Source organism: Cyanobium sp. Maggiore-St4-Cus (assembly GCF_024345615.1).
GTDB classification, from domain to species: Bacteria; Cyanobacteriota; Cyanobacteriia; order PCC-6307; family Cyanobiaceae; genus Cyanobium_A; species Cyanobium_A usitatum.
Genome location: NZ_JAGQBL010000014.1, coordinates 1 through 18,355, shown reverse-complemented (window position 1 = coordinate 18,355; position 18,355 = coordinate 1). Strand labels below are relative to the sequence as shown.

Below are 18,355 nucleotides of genomic sequence, written 5' to 3'. Positions count from 1 at the left end.
AGCGGCTGCTCCAGCAGCGCCTGGATTTCAGAACGGGACCAGTCATGACGCGTGATCAAGGCAAGTTCAGCAGGGTTCGACACCACCAAAGCGGCGCTGGCGGCCCTGGTAGTCGAGCAGGGCATCCAGCAGGGCCGCCTGATTGAAATCGGGCCAGAGCACATCGGTGATGTGGATTTCGGCGTAGGCGAGCTGCCAAAGCAGGAAATTGCTGATGCGCCTCTCGCCACTGGTGCGGATCAACAGATCCGGATCGCACTCACCAGCGGTGTGCAGCTCGGCGGCAAGCTGCTGCTCATCGATTGCGGCAGGATCTAGTTCCCCAGCCACGCAGCGCTGGGCCAGTCGCTGGGCAGCACGCACCAGCTCGGCTCGGCCGCCGTAGTTGGTGCAAACGTTGAAGTGAATGCCCGTATTAGCTGCCGTGCGCTCGGTGGCATCAGCAATCAGACGCTTCAGACCCTCCGGCAGGGGCTCAAGGTCGCCAAGGAAGCGAATCCGCACCTGCTCCTGCTCCAGGGATTGAAGCTCGCGGGCCAGCACCCGCTCAAACAGAGCCATCAGAAAGCTCACCTCCTCGCCAGGGCGGCTCCAGTTTTCGGTGGAAAAGGCGTAGGCGGTGAGGGCGCCGATGCCCCAGTCGCTGCAGAGCCGCAAGGTGCGCTTAAGGGCCTCAACCCCCTCCCGGTGTCCCATCACCCGGGGCAGGTTGCGCTGCTTTGCCCAGCGGCCATTGCCGTCCATGATCACGGCCACATGGACCGGCAGGCGCGCGGGATCTAGGCCAGCCGGAACGGGCTGGGAGGCTTTCGCAGTAGTGGTCGCCAGGGCGCGACTCATCCGCGTGATTCCGGCGTGTCCTTCGCCACGCTACGCCCAACAGGCAAGGCCAGGGCCTGGCTGAGCAGGTCGTGGAGACGGCTACTGGTAATTGGCCGCTCGAGGCGGCCCTGACTCGCCAGAGACAGGGTGCCGGTTTCCTCCGACACAACGATCGCGAGGCACTGATCGAAGCGCTCGGTCAGCCCTAGAGCCGCCAGATGGCGGGTGCCATAGCGGTTGATGCCCTGACGGGATAGGGGGAGGATCACACCTGCAGCGACGATGCGGTTGGCCTTCACCAGCACGGCACCGTCGTGTAGTGGCGTGTCAGCGGCGAACAAGTTGAGCAGCAAATCCACCGACAGCTTGGCGTCGAGGCCAATGCCGGGATTCAGGAAATCTTCAGGGCGCAGGTCGCTGCCCAGATCCACCACGATCAAGCCACCCCGGCGGGCCTGGGAAAGACGGCCGGCAGCCTCACTCAGAACCGCCACCGATCCCGACCCCAGTTGATCTTGGCTGCGGCTGCCAAACAAAACTCCGATGCGGCCGGTGCCAAGCAGCTCCATCAGCCTGCGCAGCTCCCCCTGCCAGAGAATCGCCAGGGCGAGGCTGCAGGCCAGAACCAGGGCATCAACAAGCTTGCTGGTGAGCGGCAGGTTGGCGTAGCGCTGCACCACCCAGGCCAGGGCCACCAGCAACAAATAGCCCCTTAACAGCCAGAGGGTGCGTGCTTCGGTGACCCGGCCGAGCACAAGCACGCCCAGGCCGAAGGCAAACAGCAGATCAAGGAGCAAGCGCATATCGATCAGCCGTAGCAACTCACCCAGTTGCGGCCCGATCACACGTACTCCAGTCGACTAACTCACCTTACCGATCGCAACCGAGTTGGCAAAACGTCGTAGCGCAGTAGGTCTTCCGGCTGCTCGCGGCGCTGCACCAAATCAGCGACCCCGTCGTGGACCAGCACCGCCGCTGGCCTAGGGATGCGGTTGTAGTTGGAGCTCATCGAGGCGTTGTAAGCGCCGGTGGCAAACACCGCCAACACATCGCCACTGCCAGCTGGCGGCAGGGCCAGATCCTTGAGCAGCACGTCGCCAGATTCGCAGTGCTTACCAGCAACGGTGACGGTTTCGGTGGCCTCGGCCGTGGGGCGATCGGCCAACACCGCCGTGTATTGAGACTGGTAGGTGATCGGCCGGGGGTTGTCGCTCATGCCGCCGTCCACAGATAGGTAGGTGCGGATGCCAGGAATGTCCTTGCGGCTGCCCACCTCGTAGAGGGTGACCCCGCCGCTGGCCACCAGGGAACGCCCCGGTTCACAAAGCAGACGGGGCAGCTCCAGCCGCCGCTCCTGACAGGCCGCCGCCACCGCCTCGGCCACGGTGCGCACCCACTCACTGATGCTCGGCGGATCGTCGCTGGTGGTGTAACGAATACCCAGGCCACCGCCCACGTTGAGATCAACCACCTGGTGACCCAGGGAGCGGGCCAAGGCCAGGGCATCGGCCATCACTCCAGCTAGGTCGCGATGGGGCTGGAGCTCGAAAATCTGGGAGCCAATGTGGGCGTGCAGCCCCGTGAGCTGGGCCCAGGAACAGGTCGCCAGGTGCTGCAGCACCGCTTCGAGCTGGTCGGGATCGAAACCAAACTTGCTATCGAGGTGGCCGGTGCGGATGTACTCATGGGTGTGGCACTCAATACCCGGCGTAAAACGCAGCATCAGCTGCACGGGTCGCTGAAAGTCAGGGGCCAGGGCAGCCAGCAGCTCAAGATCGCGCCAGTTGTCAGCCACCACCGTGACGCCCTGCTCAGCTGCGAGGGCCAGCTCTTCGCGGCTCTTGTTGTTGCCGTGCAGCACGATGCGCTCCGCCGGCATGCCCCCCTGCAGGGCGGTGAGCAACTCGCCAGCGGAAACCGCATCAAGCCCCAGGCCTTCGGATGCCACCAGGGCAGTTATGGCCAAGGAGCTATTCGCCTTGGAGGCGTAGATGGCTAAGGACTGCCCTGGGTAGTGCTCGGCGAGGGCTTCTCGGTAGGCCCGGCAGGTGCCCCGCAAGGTGGCTTCATCGAGCACATATAAAGGTGTGCCGTAATCGCGGGCCAGGTCGCTCAGCAGGCAGCCACCCACCACTAAGCGCCCCTCACTGTCTAAGGCAGTGGTGAGGGGGGTGAGATTGCGATTAGGACTATGGGGATCCCTATCGCGTTCAAAGGGATTCAGCAGCGCAACGGGCTCAGGGGAGGTCAGCATGACTGTGGCCGCGCGGGTCAAGTGAGCATGAATGTAAGGAACTACTTGGCGGCGCTGCACCTGGCAGCCCTGGCTCCTGAGCACCTGGAGGCCTGCTTAAACCTCGACCAGGCCAGCCTCGGCGGCCTGTGGAACCGCGCCCAGTGGCAGAGCGAGCTGGCGGAGCAGCGGCGCCCCGGGGTGGGTCTTTGGCAAGGGCAGCAGCTACTGGCCTTGGCTAGCGGTTGGCTGGTGGTAGATGAACTGCACATCACCGTGGTGGCGGTGGATCCCGAGCAGCGGCGCCGGGGCTTAGGCCAGCAGGTGCTGAAGGCCCTGCTGCTGGAGGCCGGGCAGCAGGGAGCCCTGCACGCCACCCTGGAAGTAAGCCCGGCAAACACTGCGGCAGTGGCCCTATACCGACGACTGGGCTTCCGTGATGCAGGAGTGCGTCGCGGTTACTACCGCAATGGCGAAGACGCCCTGATCCAATGGCTGCGGTTATCTGACATGAATGATGCGTAGCCATGGTGTGGATAACCGGCTTTTCTTATTGCTAATGACCGGCAATTCAGCAATTTGCATTGTTGCCTTCGAACGCCTTAGACCCAGCCACCGCAGGGGATCTGCCTTTGATGCGGCGTAAACCACACCTCACCTGTTAACCCTGGTAGCTTGGAAGCACTTGCACCAGGCCTAGGCCAATGTTCGAGCGGTTTACCGAGAAAGCCATCAAGGTGATCATGCTGGCCCAAGAGGAGGCCCGCCGCCTTGGCCACAACTTTGTGGGCACCGAACAGATCTTGCTTGGCCTGATCGGTGAGGGCACTGGCGTTGCCGCCAAGGTGCTCAAGTCGATGGGGGTAAACCTTAAAGATGCCCGCGTTGAGGTTGAAAAAATCATCGGCAGAGGCTCCGGCTTCGTCGCCGTGGAGATCCCTTTCACTCCTCGCGCCAAGCGAGTGCTTGAACTCTCCCTAGAAGAAGCTCGCCAGCTTGGTCACAACTACATCGGCACCGAGCACCTGCTGCTTGGCTTGATCCGTGAGGGTGAGGGTGTAGCTGCTCGGGTCCTGGAAAACCTTGGCGTTGACCTAGCCAAGGTGCGCACCCAGGTGATCCGCATGCTGGGCGAAACAGCCGAAGTCGCCGCCGGTGGCGGCAGCGGCAAGGGCTCCACAAAAACACCAACCCTCGACGAGTTCGGCAGCAACCTCACCCAGCAGGCCGCCGATGGCAAGCTCGATCCGGTGGTGGGGCGTCAGAACGAAATTGAGCGGGTAATACAAATATTGGGTCGTCGCACTAAGAATAATCCGGTCCTAATTGGCGAGCCTGGCGTTGGCAAAACAGCCATCGCCGAGGGCTTGGCTCAGCGGATCAATTCTGGTGATATTCCAGACATCCTCGAAGACAAGCGAGTCCTCACCCTGGACATCGGCCTGCTGGTGGCAGGCACCAAATATCGGGGTGAATTTGAGGAACGCCTCAAAAAAATCATGGAGGAGATTCGCAGCGCTGGCAACGTGATCCTCGTGATCGATGAGGTGCATACCTTGATCGGCGCAGGTGCAGCAGAAGGTGCAATCGATGCCGCCAACATTCTCAAGCCGGCCCTAGCCCGGGGCGAACTTCAGTGCATCGGTGCCACCACCCTTGATGAGTACCGGAAACACATCGAGCGCGACGCGGCCTTGGAGCGTCGCTTCCAACCGGTCATGGTGGGCGAGCCTTCCGTTATCGACACGATCGAAATTCTGCGCGGTCTCAAGGATCGCTACGAAGCTCACCACCGCCTCAAGATCGCCGATGAGGCCCTGATTGCGGCAGCCACCCTGGGCGACCGCTACATCTCTGATCGCTTCCTTCCAGACAAGGCAATCGACCTGGTTGATGAGGCCGGCAGCCGGGTGCGGCTGATGAATTCCAAGTTGCCGCCGGCCGCCAAGGAAGTCGACAAGCAGCTGCGCGCTGTCCAGAAAGACAAGGAACAGGCCGTGCGCGAGCAAGACTTCACCAAGGCTGGTGAGTTGCGCGATAAGGAAGTAGAGCTGCGCGAGCAGATTCGCTCGATCCTGCAGACCCGCAAAGATGAAGAGCCAGCATCCGAGTCCGTGGCCGCTGAGGCCGGTAGTGGTGCACCCGTAGCGGTTTTTGAAGGCGCCGCCGAAGGCGATCGCACGCCCATGGTTACGGAGGAGGACATCGCCCACATCGTTGCCTCCTGGACTGGTGTGCCTGTTCAGAAGCTCACTGAAAGCGAGACAGCCAAGCTGCTGAACATGGAGGAGACCCTCCACCAGCGTTTGATTGGCCAAGACGAAGCCGTTAAGGCCGTGTCCCGTGCCATCCGCCGGGCCCGGGTGGGGCTGAAAAATCCCAACCGCCCGATTGCCAGCTTCATCTTCTCCGGCCCCACCGGCGTTGGCAAAACCGAGCTCACCAAGTCGTTGGCGGCTTACTTCTTCGGCAGCGAAGAAGCCATGATCCGGCTTGACATGTCGGAATTCATGGAGCGCCACACGGTCAGCAAGCTAATCGGCTCCCCTCCCGGCTATGTGGGCTTCAATGAGGGTGGCCAGCTCACCGAGGCTGTGCGCCGTCGTCCCTACACCGTGGTGCTATTCGACGAGATCGAAAAAGCTCACCCCGATGTGTTCAACCTGCTGCTGCAGTTGCTCGAAGACGGTCGCCTGACCGATTCCAAGGGCCGCACGGTGGACTTTAAGAACACCCTCATAATCATGACCTCGAACATTGGTTCGAAGGTGATTGAAAAGGGCGGCGGCGGCCTTGGCTTTGAGTTCGGCGGTGGTGATGCAGATGAAACCAACTACAACCGCATTCGCTCGCTAGTCAATGAGGAGCTGAAGCAATACTTCCGCCCCGAATTCCTCAACCGCCTCGACGAAATCATTGTCTTCCGTCAGCTCAACCGCGAGGAAGTCAAAGACATTGCCGAGATCATGCTCAAAGAAGTGTTCGGCCGGATGTTGGAGAAGGGTATTGCCCTATCCGTTACTGAAGCCTTTAAGGAACGGCTGGTCGAGGAGGGCTACAACCCCTCCTACGGCGCCCGTCCCCTACGCCGAGCAGTAATGCGGCTGCTTGAAGATTCGCTGGCTGAGGAATTCCTCACCGGACGGATTGGCGATGGCGACTCCGCCCTGGTGGATGTCAACGAGGACAAGCAGGTATTTATCCGCAAGCAGGCAGCCCTGCCGGCCGAGCCGGAATTGGCTGCGGCTGGAGTTTGAGGGGATTCGGCTCTAGCCCGTACCATCACTTGGGGATGAAAGCAGCAGCGGGATGAACAACTCCCTGAGCCAACACGCCATCGCACCTGCAGAGGTGTTGAGGGGCCCTGGAGCGTGGCTCCAGGGCATCCCGCGGCTTGCAGCCCTGGGCCAGCGCCCACTGGTGCTAGGTCGCAGCGCCGTAACAGCCCAGCTGAGGCAGCAACTGGTTGCCGACCTACACCAGGCTGGGCTCCAGCCCCACTGCGCCGAGTTGCAGTTCGACTGCTGCGAAGAAGACCTGAAAAAGGTCTCTGCCATTTGTCAAAAGCAAGGCTGCGATGCAGTTGTGGCCATTGGTGGCGGCAAGGTGCTCGATGCCGGCAAGTTGCTGGCCCACCGGCTGAGTCTGGCCTGCATCACTGCGCCCACCAGTGCGGCCACCTGCGCGGGCTGGACTGCCCTGGCAAACATCTATTCAGTTGAAGGTGCCTTTCTGGGCGATGTGGCCCTGGCCCGCTGCCCAGATCTGTTGATCTTTGACCACGACCTAGTCCGCCAAGCCCCAGCCCGCACCTTGGCAAGCGGCATCGCCGACGCCATGGCCAAGTGGTACGAGTCGTCGGTGAGTAGTGGCGCTAGCGGCGATGGCCTGGTGCAGCAAGCGGTTCAGATGGCCCGGGTGCTGCGCGACCAACTCATGCTGGAAGCTGAATTTGCCCTCCAGGATCCCCACGGCGCCGCCTGGGAGCGGGTAGCTGAAGCCTGCGGGCTCAGCGCTGGCTTGATCGGCGGTATTGGGGGAGCCCGCTGCCGCACCGTGGCTGCCCATGCCGTTCACAACGGCCTCACCCAACTGGAGGCCAGCCATGGCCGCCTACATGGCGAGAAAGTGGGCTTCGGGATCCTGGTGCAGCTGCGGCTGGAGGAGGTGCTCGGCGGCAACCAGCTCGCCGGCCAATCCCGGCGCCAGCTGCTGCCCCTGTTCCGCAAGCTCGGCCTGCCGGTGAGCCTGGAGGAGCTTGGCCTGGCTGAGGCAGGCCTGCACCAGCTGCAGCAGGCCTGCGCCTTTGCCTGCCGCGATGATTCAGATCTGCACCACCTGCCCTTTGCCGTAGGGCCCAACGACCTACTGGCCGCCCTGGTGAGCACCTGCAGCAGCGAGCGCCAGCCCGCGTGAACAGGGAGCCCACACCCCAGCAAGCCCTGGTGGCGGCAGCGGCCCGCAGCCTGCTAGATCCCCAGGGCAGGGCTCTGGCAGCGCAGGTGCAGTGGTGGCCCCTGCCTGAACTCGGCGAGGAGGGGCCCTGGCCTGTGGCCGTGCTGGGCGAAGGGCCACCGGTGTTGCTGCTGCATGGCTTTGATAGTTCCTTCCTGGAATTCCGGCGTCTGGCACCCCTGCTGGCCAGCGGCGTGCAGCTATTCATTCCCGACCTTTACGGCTTTGGCTTCTGCCCAAGGCCCACCGGCGGCGATTACAGCCCCAGTGGCGTGCTGCGCCACCTGGAGGTTTTGGCGGGGGAAATTGGCAGCCGCAATCCCGCCCCCCTCGGCCTGATCGGCGCCTCGATGGGTGGCTCGGTGGCGGTGGAGCTGGCCCGACGCCTGCCCGAGCAGGTGAATCGGCTACTGCTGCTAGCTCCCGCCGGCCTAACTGGCCGTCCCATGCCCCTGCCCCCCCTGCTCGATGGCCTGGGGGTGCGCTTTCTGGCCCTGCCAGGGGTGCGCCGGGGCCTTTGCCGCACCGCCTTCGCCGATCCGGACGCCGCCGTGGGAGCTGCCGAACTGGAGATCGCCTCGCTGCACCTGCAAAGCCCTGGCTGGGCTGATGCCCTGCGGCGCTTTGCCCGCTCCGGTGGCTTCGCCGGCAGCGGCGCCCCCCTGCCCAACCAACCAATCACGGTGCTGTGGGGCGCCAATGACCGCATCCTGCGGACACCCCAGAAGCGGGCGGCCCTGGCCCTGTTAGGAGAGCGGGTGCGTGAGCTTGATGCCTGCGGCCACCTACCGCACCTCGACCAGACCGCCACCGTCGCCGCCACCTGGCTCGGCGCCCCTTCCCAGCAATGAGCAGCAGCGACGACAAACCAGGCGGGCCGGTGATGCAGCTGCTGGCCAGCGGCCTGCAGCTCTGGGTGCGCCAGCAGTGCCAGTCCATCGGCAGTCTCGATATCCAGCTGCAAGGAACTGGCCTGCAACTGCTGCGCGGTCGCCTGGCCGGCGTGCAACTGCTGGCCCGCAGGGTGATCTACAAAGGCCTCCACTTCGAGCTGGTGGAGCTAAATAGCGGTCCCATCCAGGTGCACAGCGGCAACCTGCTCAAGGGCCAACCGCTGCAGCTGGAGCGGGCCTTCGAGATCCAGGGCCAGGTGAGCCTCACCGCCGACGGCCTCACCCGCTCCCTCAGCGCCCCCCAGTGGCGCGCTTTAGGCGATGGCCTAGGCGAAGCCCTGCTTGGCATCGTGCCCCTGGTGGAACTGCGCATGTGCCGCGACAACCTGGTGTTTGCAGCCCGGGCCCTCGGCACTCCAGACCTGGTCGAGCTGGCCACCACCGTTGTGGCAGCCAGGGGCAGCATCGAAATCAGCTCCGTAGTCGGCAACGTCAGCAGCAGGCTGCCGATGGATCCCGGCATCCACATCAGTGATGCCCGCATAGAAGCAGGCATGGTGCAGCTGATTGGCACAGCCCAGGTGAGCCCTTAGCCCTGCACTAGCCCTGCAAAAGCGGCAACACCAGGGTTACCAGCGAGTAAACCACCGCCGGCACAAACAGATAGCTGTCGATTCGATCCAGGATCCCGCCATGGCCAGGGATGGCATCACCGGAATCCTTTAGGCCTGCATCGCGCTTCATCATCGATTCGGTGAGATCACCCACCAGGGCAAACAGGGCCACCACCGCACCGAGCACCGCACCGATCAGCCAGCCCCAGCTCCAGCCGATCAAGGTGCCGCCGAAAGCACCCACCGCCACAGCACAGGCCACCCCGCCCAGGGCACCCTCCACCGTTTTGCCAGGGGAGATTGGCGAAAGCGGATGGCGCCCCAGCCGGCGGCCGATCACGTAGGAGCCGATGTCGGTGGCAACTATCAGGAAGCAGGCCAGCAGGGTGAGGGCGAGCCCGGCGCTGGCGGGCCAGGGCTGGCCGGCCAGGTTGGGCGCCAGAGCGTCGCCGGCCAGGTCGCGCAGACGTATCCAGTAGCTGGGCAGAAAACCCAGGTAAAACAGCCCGAAAATGGAAGCCGCGATGTCGGCGATGGTGCCGGTGACCGGCTGCAACAGCAGCCAGCCGCAGATCACCGCCCCAGAGGCCGGCAGCACCGCTGCGGCCACATCGCCGGCAAACCAACCGCCACCCAGTAAGTCACTGCCACTGGCCAGCTGGGTGGTTACCAGCAGCAGCTGCACCGCCACCAGGGTGGTTTTGGTGGCGGGCCGGATCCCCTTGAACTGGGCCATCCGGAAGAACTCCAGCAACCCCAAGTGCACGATCACCCCTACGGCCACCGTGAACCACCAGCCGCCAAGCATCACCACCACGAAGCCAAAGCCCCCAGCCAACCAGCCGCTCAGCAACCGGGGCAGGGAGGTGGCGGTGCGGGGTTTAGCTGGCTGGGTAGGGGGTATCAACACGCGGCGATCAGAAGGGCTCAGAGCTGGCTGAGCGCTCGGCAGCAATCAAAAACAGTGGTTCAGCCGCAGCCAATTTGGCCTGGCTGCCGCGCCGTTGCATGCGGTGCACGGTGGCCTGCACCACCTGCACATCGCGGGCCGCCAGCTGGCCCAGGGTATCGGTGGCATCCACCAAGCCCTCCAGGCTGGCGGTGCTGATCACCAAGCGCCCGCGGGGCACCAGCGCTTCCCATACCGCTAGCAGCACATCACCCAAGGGCCGTCCCACCTCCAGCAGCACCCGATCTGGGTGGGCGGGCAGCTGGTCCAGATCATCGGGCGCAGCGCCAGCGTGAATGTGCAGGTTGCTGATGCCAAAACGGCGTCGGTTTTGCTCCAACAACTCGATGGCATCGGGGTCGCGCTCGAGGGTATGCACCGCACCCCTGGGCATCAGCCGGGCGATTTCCAGGGCCAGGGCACCGGTGCCGCCGCCCACATCCCACACCAGGGAATCGGCGCGGGGGCGCAGATGGGCCAGCAGCATCACCCTCAGCTCCATGGGGGTGGGGCTGAAGCCCGGAGCGTCTTCAAAGGCACTATCCGGCAGCCCAGGGGTGACGAAATCCCACTGGTAGGTCGGCTGCTGGGAAGCTTGGCCTAGATCGGCCGCGGCATTGGAATCCATCGGCCTCCTATCCGGCCACAACCCTCACCGTATCAGCGATCTGGCCTGGCCAAAGGTGCTGCTGCTGCCGCAGCCAGGTAGCCCTAGCCAGATCGATCCGCTCGCCGGGCACCAGCAGGGGAATACCGGGCGGATAGGGACAAAGGGGTTCGGCGGCGATCCGTCCAGCTGCCGCCGCCAAAGCCACGACTTCCGCCGGAGCGCGCCAGGCCTCGGCCAGGGGCAGTTCCGGCTCCGCTACCAGCGGCAGCGGTGGCGCGCTGAAGGGTGGCAGGGGTGGTCCCCCCAGGGCACGCCGCAGGCGCAGCAGCTGGTGGGGCAGGCGCCACACCAGCCCAGGGGGCGGCGCCATACCCAAGCAAAAAGTGAGCGCCCCCGGTTCCGGCAACTCGGCGATCACACCCCGCTGCAGCAACCAAGCATCGGCCTCCAGCCCATTGATTCCCATGGCAGCGGTGTGCAGCACCAACCGCAGCGGGTCATTATTTGCAACCAGGGGCAAGCCCAGCGCACGACAGCGGCGCTGCAGGCGCTCGCCGCAGCGCCATGCCGCTTGCCAGCGGCGCCGGCCCGCCGAGCTGGTGAGGTCGTCGAGGGCAGCTTCTGCGGAGGCCAGCAGCAGGGCGCTGGGGCTGGAGGTCTGCAGCCAAAGCAAGGCCCGGGCCACGGCATCGCGATCAGCCCTGCCGCCCTGCAGCAGCAGGGCGGCGCTCTGGGCCAAACCGCCGCCAGCCTTCTGGCCCGAGAGCACCACCAGGTCGGCCCCGGCCGCCAAGGCCTCGCCGCGGCCGTGGGCTTGATCGACCAGGACGGGTAGCCCACGGCCGTGGGCCAATGCCACCAGGGCCGGCAGCTCGGCTCGCTGGCCCTGGTAGCTCGGCGACACCAGCACAAGGGCCGCCAGGGGACCATCCTGCTCTGCTGCTGCAAGCACCACCTCGAGATGGGCTGGACTCGGTGGCAGCCACAGGCCGCTGGCCGGATCGAAGGGCAGGTCAAACAGCACGGGCCGCAGCTGGCCCAGCACGCAGCCGTGCAGCAGGGAGCGGTGCAGGTTGCGGGGAAGCAGCACCCGGCTGCCAGGGGGAGCGAGGGCTAGCAGGGCTGCCTGCAGCAGGCCACTGGCACCATTAACACCAAACCAGAGCGCCTCCGCTCCAAGCTGGGAGGCACAACGCCGCTGAGCCTCAGCGACGGCACCGGTATCGATCAGGGGGCCACCCTGCTCTGGCAGCTCCGGCAGGTCCCAGCTGCCCGGCCGCTGACGCAGCAGGCTCCGCAGGGCAGGAGACAGACCCCGACCGCGGCCGTGGGCCGGCAGATGCAGCGGCAGGCCCATGGGTCAGGAAGCAAGGGATTTAGGGAGTTTGACCAACAACCAACTGTCGCTCCCTGAGCAGCGCCATAACCAACCGCAAGTTTTATTAAGCCCCAGGCGGGATTGAGAACCAGGCCACGGCAATTGCAATAGTACTAAAAATAACCACCACTACCGGCCAACTGCTATCCAGATGCTCAAGGCGACTCTTGGCCAATTCCCTGCACTCAATATCCTCTATTTCCTCCACGTCGGCGTAACGGCGACCAATCCAAATCACCAGCACAAAGGCAACCAGGGTGACCACATAAGCCACAACGTAAACCTGATCAAGAAAAGTCAGAAATGGAAGAACGGGAAGATCGCTGCGATATGTCTGCTGTAGAAAAACCAGTGTAAGCAGCACTGTCACTGGAATACTGGCTCGGGCATCCTGCTCATCCGGCCGCACCTTGAAAACAAGCAGAACCATTGACATAAGCACAACCAAAGGCAGCAACAGTCGCCATACAGAAGCCCAAGCGGAAGTTCCGAAGGAAATCTCGAATAGAACCATGCTGTAATCACTCTCACCACCACCTTGCCCGAAACTTGTGGCGTACTGGTGGCGGTATTCAGCGATCGACCAGCCCTGATTCAACCAGCCAAGTATACGAGCATTGAACCCCATTCCACTGTCACGTATATCGGGCTCAAGCCGCAGCTTGTCGTAGCTAAGACTGCCGTCCACATCATCAGCCTCGATAAATACCGGCAAGCTGATGCTCATAAAAGGGTAGTGGCGAAAGCTCGCCTGATCGAGCAGGTAGCGACCCCGGTAGCCAAATAATTGATAATAACCCCCATCAACTCGTCGTTCAGGGCCTTCACCAATCGGCTGAAGATCCGGCGGTGCGTCGCTTATCAAGGTATTGAGAAGGGTGAAGCGCTGATCAATCGAGATACCAGCCGCGTCGAGATAGCGCTGCAAAGGCTCATCCCAGATCAGCCAGATGTAGCCACTGGAGGCAAAACTAGGCACGCTCAGATCGAGCTCAGAAGCGGTATTTGCATACACCCCAAGCTGGGCTCGGTAGGGCGCAGCGGCAAACGCCTCCTGATCAACACTTGCCTCGCCTGGATTGAGCAGCTGACCTCGCAGGCTGGTCCAGCCACTCGGGGGCAGATGGCTCGGATCGATGTTGAGCGAACGCGCTGAGGTGGAAAGCCGCAGGGCATCTCGGCTCTGAACCGGTTTGATGTCGATGCGCGTGATCGCGATCAAGGCCAGAATCACTGCAAGAAGGAGTGACACCGTGGCGAACAAATTCCAGCGCCGCTGCTTCCTCACTGGTTTCCGGAGGCGGCTGTATCCGACATTACGCGCAAAACGGAGACTTGCCCTACTGCTCCTCCCTCTGCTCACACCCTTGTTGGTGCGTTCAGCCGCGGCGGTTAAACAGCCTGCCAAAGCCCCACCAGAGCTGGTTATCGGCCAGTCGGCACCTTTCAGTGGAGCCTCTGCCCAAACGGCTAAGAGCTATCAAGAAGGCTTACTCGCCTGGTTCAGCGAGGTAAACCGGCGCGGGGGAATCCATGGCCGGCGATTGCGCCTTATCAGCCTTGACGACCGCTACGAACCAAAACTCACCCTGCGTAATACCCGTCAACTAATTGAGCAGCAGCAGGCCATCGCCCTGATCGGCTTTTTTGGCACGGCCAACTCAAAAGCGATCCTCCCTTTAGTGGAGAAGGTTGGGATTCCCTACGTCGCTCCCAGAACCGGAGCTAAAGCCGTCTTGAGTCCGTATCGCCCCATGGTGTTCAACATGCGGGCTAGCTACCAGGCAGAGATCGATCAGGTGATCGACCACCTAGTGCGGGACGGCCGCCACCAAGTGGCGGTGGTGCACATCAAGGATGCCTATGGAGATGATGGGCTGCGCTCCACCAAAAAGGCCCTGGCCCGTCATGACCTGAAACCGGCGGCAGTTACTGGGGTCATGCGCGACTCCACCAACACCAACACAGCAGCCCGGCAAGTCGTGGCGGCCAATGCCAATGCAGTGTTGATAATCGCCACCTTCACAACCTCCGCCGCTCTGAGCCGCGACTTGTCCCGGCTCGGCAGCAGGGCCCAGCTGATGAACCTTTCGCCGGTCGGTATCGAGGGATTACAGGATGCCCTGCCGGCGGGCCAGGCCAACGGTATTGGCATTTCCCAGGTAGTTCCCTTCCCCTGGAACCGAAGGGTCCCGGTGGTGGCCCAGTACCAGCAGTTGATGCAGCGGCAGCAAAAGGAGGCCAGCTACGGCTACACAAGCCTGGAGGGTTTCCTGGCCGCCCGCTGGCTCACCGCTGCCTTGGACAAGGCGGGCCCTAACCCAAGCCGCGCCAACCTTGTGGGGGCCTTCAGGACGCTCACAAATCTCGACCTGGGTGGCTTCAAGCTGAAGCTCGGGCCGGGCAACAATCAGGGCAGCGATTTGGTGGAATTGACTTTTCTGGGATCGCAACGTTGGGGGCCTTAGCACCGCAACGCCACAACTCAGCGTTTCTAGAGTCGTGCAGTCCTCTGGCTGCTGTGCCTTGACCAACGCCGAAGCTGCTAGCGAGCTGGGTTACGACCCAGGCCGGGACCTGCGCTGGTTGCTGTTGCGTCCCTGGGTGCTGATAGCCCGGCTGCTCGTGGTGATCTGGCAGCTGTCCAGCCTGGCCCTGGTGTTGGTGGTGCAGGGGAACAGCAGCAATGACCAGGTGCAGCAACGGCTGGGGAGACGCATTCTCACGACGCTCACGGATCTGGGCCCCTGCTTCATCAAGGTGGGCCAAGCCCTTTCCACCCGGCCCGATCTGGTGCGGCGAGACTGGCTCGAACAGCTCACCCAGCTGCAGGACAACCTGCCCGCCTATCCCCATGGGATTGCGCTAGCAACCATTGAGCAGGAATTGGGCGCCCCGGCCGACCAGCTGTTTGAGGTATTCCCCGACTACCCCGTAGCTGCAGCCAGCCTGGGCCAGGTCTACAAAGCGCAGCTCGCTGATGGCCACTGGGTGGCCGTCAAGGTGCAACGCCCCAATCTGCCCACCATTCTGCGGCGGGATCTAGTGATCATCCGCCTGTTGGCTGTGCTGAGTGCGCCGCTGCTGCCACTCAACCTGGGCTTTGGCCTCGGCGACATCATCGATGAATTCGGCTCAACTTTGTTCGAGGAGATTGATTACCGGCTCGAGGCCAATAACGCTGAACGATTTGCCGATCTGTTCGCCCGCCAACCAGAGGTGACCGTGCCGCGGGTGGAGCGACTGCTATCCAGCCAGCGGGTGCTCACCACCCAGTGGATCAATGGCACCAAGTTGCAGGAACGCCAGGCGCTGGAGGCCCGCAACCTGGATCCCTCGGCCCTGATCCGCACTGGCGTGATCGCCGGGCTGCAGCAACTGCTCGAATTCGGCTATTTCCACGCTGATCCCCACCCCGGCAACCTGTTTGCGCTCTCCGGCAAAACCGGACCCCTGGGCCATGTGGCCTATGTGGATTTCGGCATGATGGATTCGATTAGCGACAGCGATCGCCTCACCCTCACCGGTGCCGTTGTTCACCTGATCAATAGGGATTTCACCGCCCTGGCGGCTGATTTCGTCAGCCTGGGTTTCCTCAATCCCCGGGCCGATCTCGAGCCAATCATTCCTGCCCTTGAGGAGGTGCTTGGTGGCGCCCTAGGCGACAACGTGGGCTCCTTCAACTTCAAAGCCATCACCGATCGCTTTTCGGAGCTGATGTATGCCTATCCCTTTCGTGTGCCGGCTCGCTTCGCCCTGATCATTAGGGCGGTGGTGAGCCAGGAGGGCCTGGCCCTGCGGCTTGATCCCAGCTTCAAGATCATCAGGGTTGCCTATCCATACGTGGCCCGGCGCCTGCTGGCAGGCGACACCAGTGAGATGCGCGAAAAACTACTTGAGGTGCTCTTTGATCGACAAGGGCGGCTGCAGCTTGAACGACTAGAAAATCTATTGGCGGTTGTTGAGAACGATTCCACTAGCCCCGATTTGCTTCCAGTTGCGGGAGCTGGCCTGAAGCTGCTTCTGGGCCCAGAGGGCAGCAGCCTAAGGCAACGGCTCCTGCTTACTCTGGTTCAGGGCGATCGCCTGCACACAGACGATTTGCGAGCCCTGTTGGGCCTGATGGGACGTACTTTTTCACCTCGCAAGTTGGTGAGTGGCATGCTGGCAAAACTCACACTGCAGCCAGCTTAAATTATAGACTTAAACAATAGACTTAAACAATAAATAGCTCAGCCAACCTGGGGGATCGTCATCCAGCAGAAGGTAATTGCAGTACCACCCAACAGAACCACCACTAGGGGCCAGGTATCATCAAGGCGATTTAGATGCAGCAATAACGCTTGTTTCTCGGCGGGATCTTCAATCGATTCCATCACGGCATAGCGTCGTCCAATCCACAGAACCAACACAAATGCCGTCAGTGTAACTACGTAAGCAACGACGTACACCTGATCAAGGAAGGTAAGGAAGGGCAAATCAGGCAACTTGTCACGATAGGTTTGCTGTAGGAAAACCAGGGTAAGGAGCACAGTGACCGGGATACTGGCACGAGCATCCTGCTCATCAGAGCGCACCTTAAACACCAACAACACCATGGCCATCAACACGGAGAGGGGCAACAACAATCTCCAGAAAGACGACCACGAAGAGGTGCCATAGGAAATCTCAAAGAGGATCTGGCTATAGTCATTTTCTTCGCCACCAAGGCCAAAATTTGTAGCGTAGTGGTGCCGATATTCCGCAATCGACCAGCCGGTATTTAGCCAGCCAATAATACGAGCATATAGACCCATGCCGCTATTGCGGATCTCTGGGACCAAGCGAAGATTTTGATAACCAAGCCCCCCATCCAAGTCATTAGCCTCAATGGCAATTGGCAGACTAATATTCATGAAGGGATAGTGACGAAAGCCAGCCCTGTCTACATAATAACGGCCAATATAGGTAAATAACTGATAGTAGCTACCGTCAGAGAGTCGCACTGGCGTTTCGCCGACGGGGACAAGGCTCGAACCCTTATCAGAAAGCAAGGTGTTTAGAACAATAAATAAGCTGGAAATATCTCCACCATGAGTTTCCACATAGCGCTGCATAGGCTCCTCCCAGCGCAGCCACACATAGCCACCACTTGAATAGCTTGGCACCGTTAGATCTAGCTCATAATTGCTAGTCGAATACACTCCCACTTCCACCTTGTAGGGGGCTCGCTCCAGTTCAGCCCGATCCACCCGTTCCTCCCCGGCGCTGAGCTGGTCTCCCCGCATGGCGCTCCACACACCAAGGGCAGGCTTCTCGCCGAGGGGCAGGGTGGTGAGAGCGCGGGATGCGGAGGAGAGCCGCAAAGAGTCGCGACTTAGCACTGGGCTCACATCAATGCGCCCGATCCCCAAAATTGCCAGGATGGCCGCCAGAACAACGGCAACCATCGCCAGCACATTCCAAGGCCTTTGCCTGCGCTTACCCATGCCCAACCGCTGCATTTTGCTGAAGTTAAGGCCGAAAGCCGCTTGGGGGCGAGTGGGCACCTCAGCGGCGCTGGCCCTGGCGCTGAGCCTGCCTGCCCTGGCATCAACAGAAATGGTGCTGGGGCAGTCGGCGGCCCTCAGCGGCCCCTCCGGCATGCTCGGCAGCGAATACCGGGCAGGGGCCCTGGCCTATTTCGCCGAAGTGAATCGCCAAGGCGGCGTCCATGGCAAGCGCCTGAAGCTGCTGAGCCTCGACGACCGCTACGACCCACCTCTCACCCTGCGCAACACCAAACAGCTGGTTGAGCGCGACAAGGTGTTTGCCTTGTTTGGTTATGTGGGCACCCCCACCGTCAAGGCGGTGTTGCCCTTGATCGAGAAACAGAAAATCCCTTTGATCGCTCCACTCACCGGCGCCCAACTGCTACGCCAGCCCCATCGCCCCATGGTGTTCAACCTGCGTACCAGCTACCACATGGAAATTGACCGGATGGTCGACTACCTGGTGCGCAGCGGCCGCCATCGCGTTGCGGTTGTCTATCAAAACGATGCCTTTGGACAAGACGGCCTCAAGGGATCTCTCAAGGCCTTGAGACGCCATGGCCTCAAACCAGTGGCCACTGCCAGCGTTGAGCGCAACTCAAACCAAACCGGCGGGGCAGCCAGCATGGCGCAAAACGCCAATGCCAACGCGATTTTGGTGATAGCGGCCTACCCGAGCTCAGCCTCCTTAAGCCGCGAGATGCGGCGGCGCGGCAGCACAGCCCAGCTGATGAACGTATCGTTTGTAGGTACCAGCGCCCTGCGGGCCACCCTGAAAAGCCATGAGGCCAGTGGCATTGGCGTGGCCCAGGTGGTGCCTTTCCCTTGGAACGAAAGGGTGCCAGTGGTGAAGGAATACCAGGAATTGACGCGGCGCCAGCAGGCCAAACC

At 62.1% G+C, this 18,355-nt stretch carries 16 protein-coding genes; 8 read left to right on the top strand and 8 right to left on the bottom strand.

What is annotated here, in order from left to right; all coding sequences use genetic code 11:
- Positions 1 to 66: 66 nt before the first annotated feature.
- From KBY99_RS12390 to lysA, 3 genes are all read right to left on the bottom strand, one after another.
- The gene (locus tag KBY99_RS12390; protein WP_254999365.1) at positions 67 to 840 is read right to left on the bottom strand and encodes an isoprenyl transferase; all 774 of its coding nucleotides are present in this window, start codon (positions 838 to 840) and stop codon (positions 67 to 69) included.
- Positions 837 to 1,625 carry a diadenylate cyclase CdaA gene (gene cdaA / locus KBY99_RS12385; protein ID WP_254999363.1) on the bottom strand — a complete coding sequence of 263 codons (789 nt, stop codon included), beginning with the start codon at positions 1,623 to 1,625 and terminating at the stop codon, positions 837 to 839. The genes KBY99_RS12390 and cdaA overlap by 4 nt, the downstream gene beginning before the upstream one ends.
- Positions 1,626 to 1,687: 62 nt before the next feature.
- Entirely contained in the window at positions 1,688 to 3,076 is a 1,389-nt protein-coding gene (gene lysA / locus KBY99_RS12380; RefSeq protein WP_254999361.1) for a diaminopimelate decarboxylase, read from the bottom strand.
- 27 nt (positions 3,077 to 3,103) lie between these two features.
- Between lysA and rimI the strand changes: the two genes are divergently transcribed.
- The 5 genes from rimI to KBY99_RS12355 all read left to right on the top strand — a co-directional run bounded on the left by rimI (position 3,104) and on the right by KBY99_RS12355 (position 8,996).
- Positions 3,104 to 3,580 carry a ribosomal protein S18-alanine N-acetyltransferase gene (gene rimI / locus KBY99_RS12375; RefSeq protein WP_254999359.1) on the top strand — a complete coding sequence of 159 codons (477 nt, stop codon included), beginning with the start codon at positions 3,104 to 3,106 and terminating at the stop codon, positions 3,578 to 3,580.
- 179 nt (positions 3,581 to 3,759) lie between these two features.
- On the top strand, positions 3,760 to 6,312 hold the full coding sequence (locus KBY99_RS12370) for an ATP-dependent Clp protease ATP-binding subunit (RefSeq protein ID WP_254999357.1): 2,553 nt from the start codon (positions 3,760 to 3,762) through the stop codon (positions 6,310 to 6,312).
- A gap of 52 nt (positions 6,313 to 6,364) precedes the next feature.
- Positions 6,365 to 7,471: an iron-containing alcohol dehydrogenase family protein gene (locus KBY99_RS12365; protein ID WP_254999356.1), complete on the top strand. Its 1,107-nt coding sequence runs from the start codon at positions 6,365 to 6,367 to the stop codon at positions 7,469 to 7,471.
- Entirely contained in the window at positions 7,468 to 8,361 is an 894-nt protein-coding gene (locus KBY99_RS12360) for an alpha/beta fold hydrolase (protein ID WP_254999354.1), read from the top strand. Before KBY99_RS12365 ends, KBY99_RS12360 begins: the two co-directional genes overlap by 4 nt.
- Positions 8,358 to 8,996 carry a DUF2993 domain-containing protein gene (locus KBY99_RS12355; protein WP_254999353.1) on the top strand — a complete coding sequence of 213 codons (639 nt, stop codon included), beginning with the start codon at positions 8,358 to 8,360 and terminating at the stop codon, positions 8,994 to 8,996. Before KBY99_RS12360 ends, KBY99_RS12355 begins: the two co-directional genes overlap by 4 nt.
- A gap of 7 nt (positions 8,997 to 9,003) precedes the next feature.
- Here KBY99_RS12355 and KBY99_RS12350 read toward each other — a convergent pair whose 3' ends face one another.
- The 4 genes from KBY99_RS12350 to KBY99_RS12335 all read right to left on the bottom strand — a co-directional run bounded on the left by KBY99_RS12350 (position 9,004) and on the right by KBY99_RS12335 (position 13,218).
- A complete protein-coding gene (locus tag KBY99_RS12350; protein ID WP_261352686.1) occupies positions 9,004 to 9,924 on the bottom strand; it encodes a phosphatidate cytidylyltransferase in 921 nt (306 codons plus the stop codon).
- Positions 9,925 to 9,934: 10 nt separating this feature from the next.
- Positions 9,935 to 10,594, bottom strand: coding sequence for a precorrin-6Y C5,15-methyltransferase subunit CbiT (cbiT, locus tag KBY99_RS12345; protein WP_254999350.1), 660 nt, complete (start codon positions 10,592 to 10,594; stop codon positions 9,935 to 9,937).
- Between the two features lie 7 nt (positions 10,595 to 10,601).
- On the bottom strand, positions 10,602 to 11,933 hold the full coding sequence (locus tag KBY99_RS12340; protein WP_254999349.1) for a lysine decarboxylase: 1,332 nt from the start codon (positions 11,931 to 11,933) through the stop codon (positions 10,602 to 10,604).
- A gap of 85 nt (positions 11,934 to 12,018) precedes the next feature.
- The gene (locus KBY99_RS12335) at positions 12,019 to 13,218 is read right to left on the bottom strand and encodes a hypothetical protein (RefSeq protein WP_254999347.1); all 1,200 of its coding nucleotides are present in this window, start codon (positions 13,216 to 13,218) and stop codon (positions 12,019 to 12,021) included.
- A 109-nt stretch (positions 13,219 to 13,327) separates the two neighbouring features.
- Between KBY99_RS12335 and KBY99_RS12330 the strand changes: the two genes are divergently transcribed.
- Positions 13,328 to 14,422, top strand: coding sequence for an ABC transporter substrate-binding protein (locus KBY99_RS12330; protein WP_254999442.1), 1,095 nt, complete (start codon positions 13,328 to 13,330; stop codon positions 14,420 to 14,422).
- Positions 14,423 to 14,507: 85 nt separating this feature from the next.
- Entirely contained in the window at positions 14,508 to 16,148 is a 1,641-nt protein-coding gene (locus KBY99_RS12325; RefSeq protein ID WP_254999441.1) for an ABC1 kinase family protein, read from the top strand.
- Between the two features lie 38 nt (positions 16,149 to 16,186).
- On the opposite strand, the gene KBY99_RS12320 is transcribed toward KBY99_RS12325, so the two are convergent.
- A complete protein-coding gene (locus KBY99_RS12320; RefSeq protein WP_254999346.1) occupies positions 16,187 to 17,482 on the bottom strand; it encodes a hypothetical protein in 1,296 nt (431 codons plus the stop codon).
- Here KBY99_RS12320 and KBY99_RS12315 point away from each other — a divergent pair.
- Positions 17,475 to 18,355, top strand: an 881-nt coding sequence (locus KBY99_RS12315; RefSeq protein WP_254999345.1) for an ABC transporter substrate-binding protein, incomplete at its 3' end; no start/stop codon positions are given. The genes KBY99_RS12320 and KBY99_RS12315 overlap by 8 nt on opposite strands.

What these genes read in the sequence shown, in the direction of transcription:
- KBY99_RS12365 (WP_254999356.1), top strand. Translation starts at nt 6,365, where the DNA reads ATGAACAACTCCCTGAGCCAACACGCCATCGCACCTGCAGAGGTGTTG.
- lysA (WP_254999361.1), bottom strand. Translation starts at nt 3,076, where the DNA reads ATGCTGACCTCCCCTGAGCCCGTTGCGCTGCTGAATCCCTTTGAACGC.
- KBY99_RS12355 (WP_254999353.1), top strand. Translation starts at nt 8,358, where the DNA reads ATGAGCAGCAGCGACGACAAACCAGGCGGGCCGGTGATGCAGCTGCTG.
- KBY99_RS12370 (WP_254999357.1), top strand. Translation starts at nt 3,760, where the DNA reads ATGTTCGAGCGGTTTACCGAGAAAGCCATCAAGGTGATCATGCTGGCC.
- KBY99_RS12390 (WP_254999365.1), bottom strand. Translation starts at nt 840, where the DNA reads ATGAGTCGCGCCCTGGCGACCACTACTGCGAAAGCCTCCCAGCCCGTT.
- rimI (WP_254999359.1), top strand. Translation starts at nt 3,104, where the DNA reads ATGAATGTAAGGAACTACTTGGCGGCGCTGCACCTGGCAGCCCTGGCT.
- cdaA (WP_254999363.1), bottom strand. Translation starts at nt 1,625, where the DNA reads ATGCGCTTGCTCCTTGATCTGCTGTTTGCCTTCGGCCTGGGCGTGCTT.
- cbiT (WP_254999350.1), bottom strand. Translation starts at nt 10,594, where the DNA reads ATGGATTCCAATGCCGCGGCCGATCTAGGCCAAGCTTCCCAGCAGCCG.
- KBY99_RS12340 (WP_254999349.1), bottom strand. Translation starts at nt 11,933, where the DNA reads ATGGGCCTGCCGCTGCATCTGCCGGCCCACGGCCGCGGTCGGGGTCTG.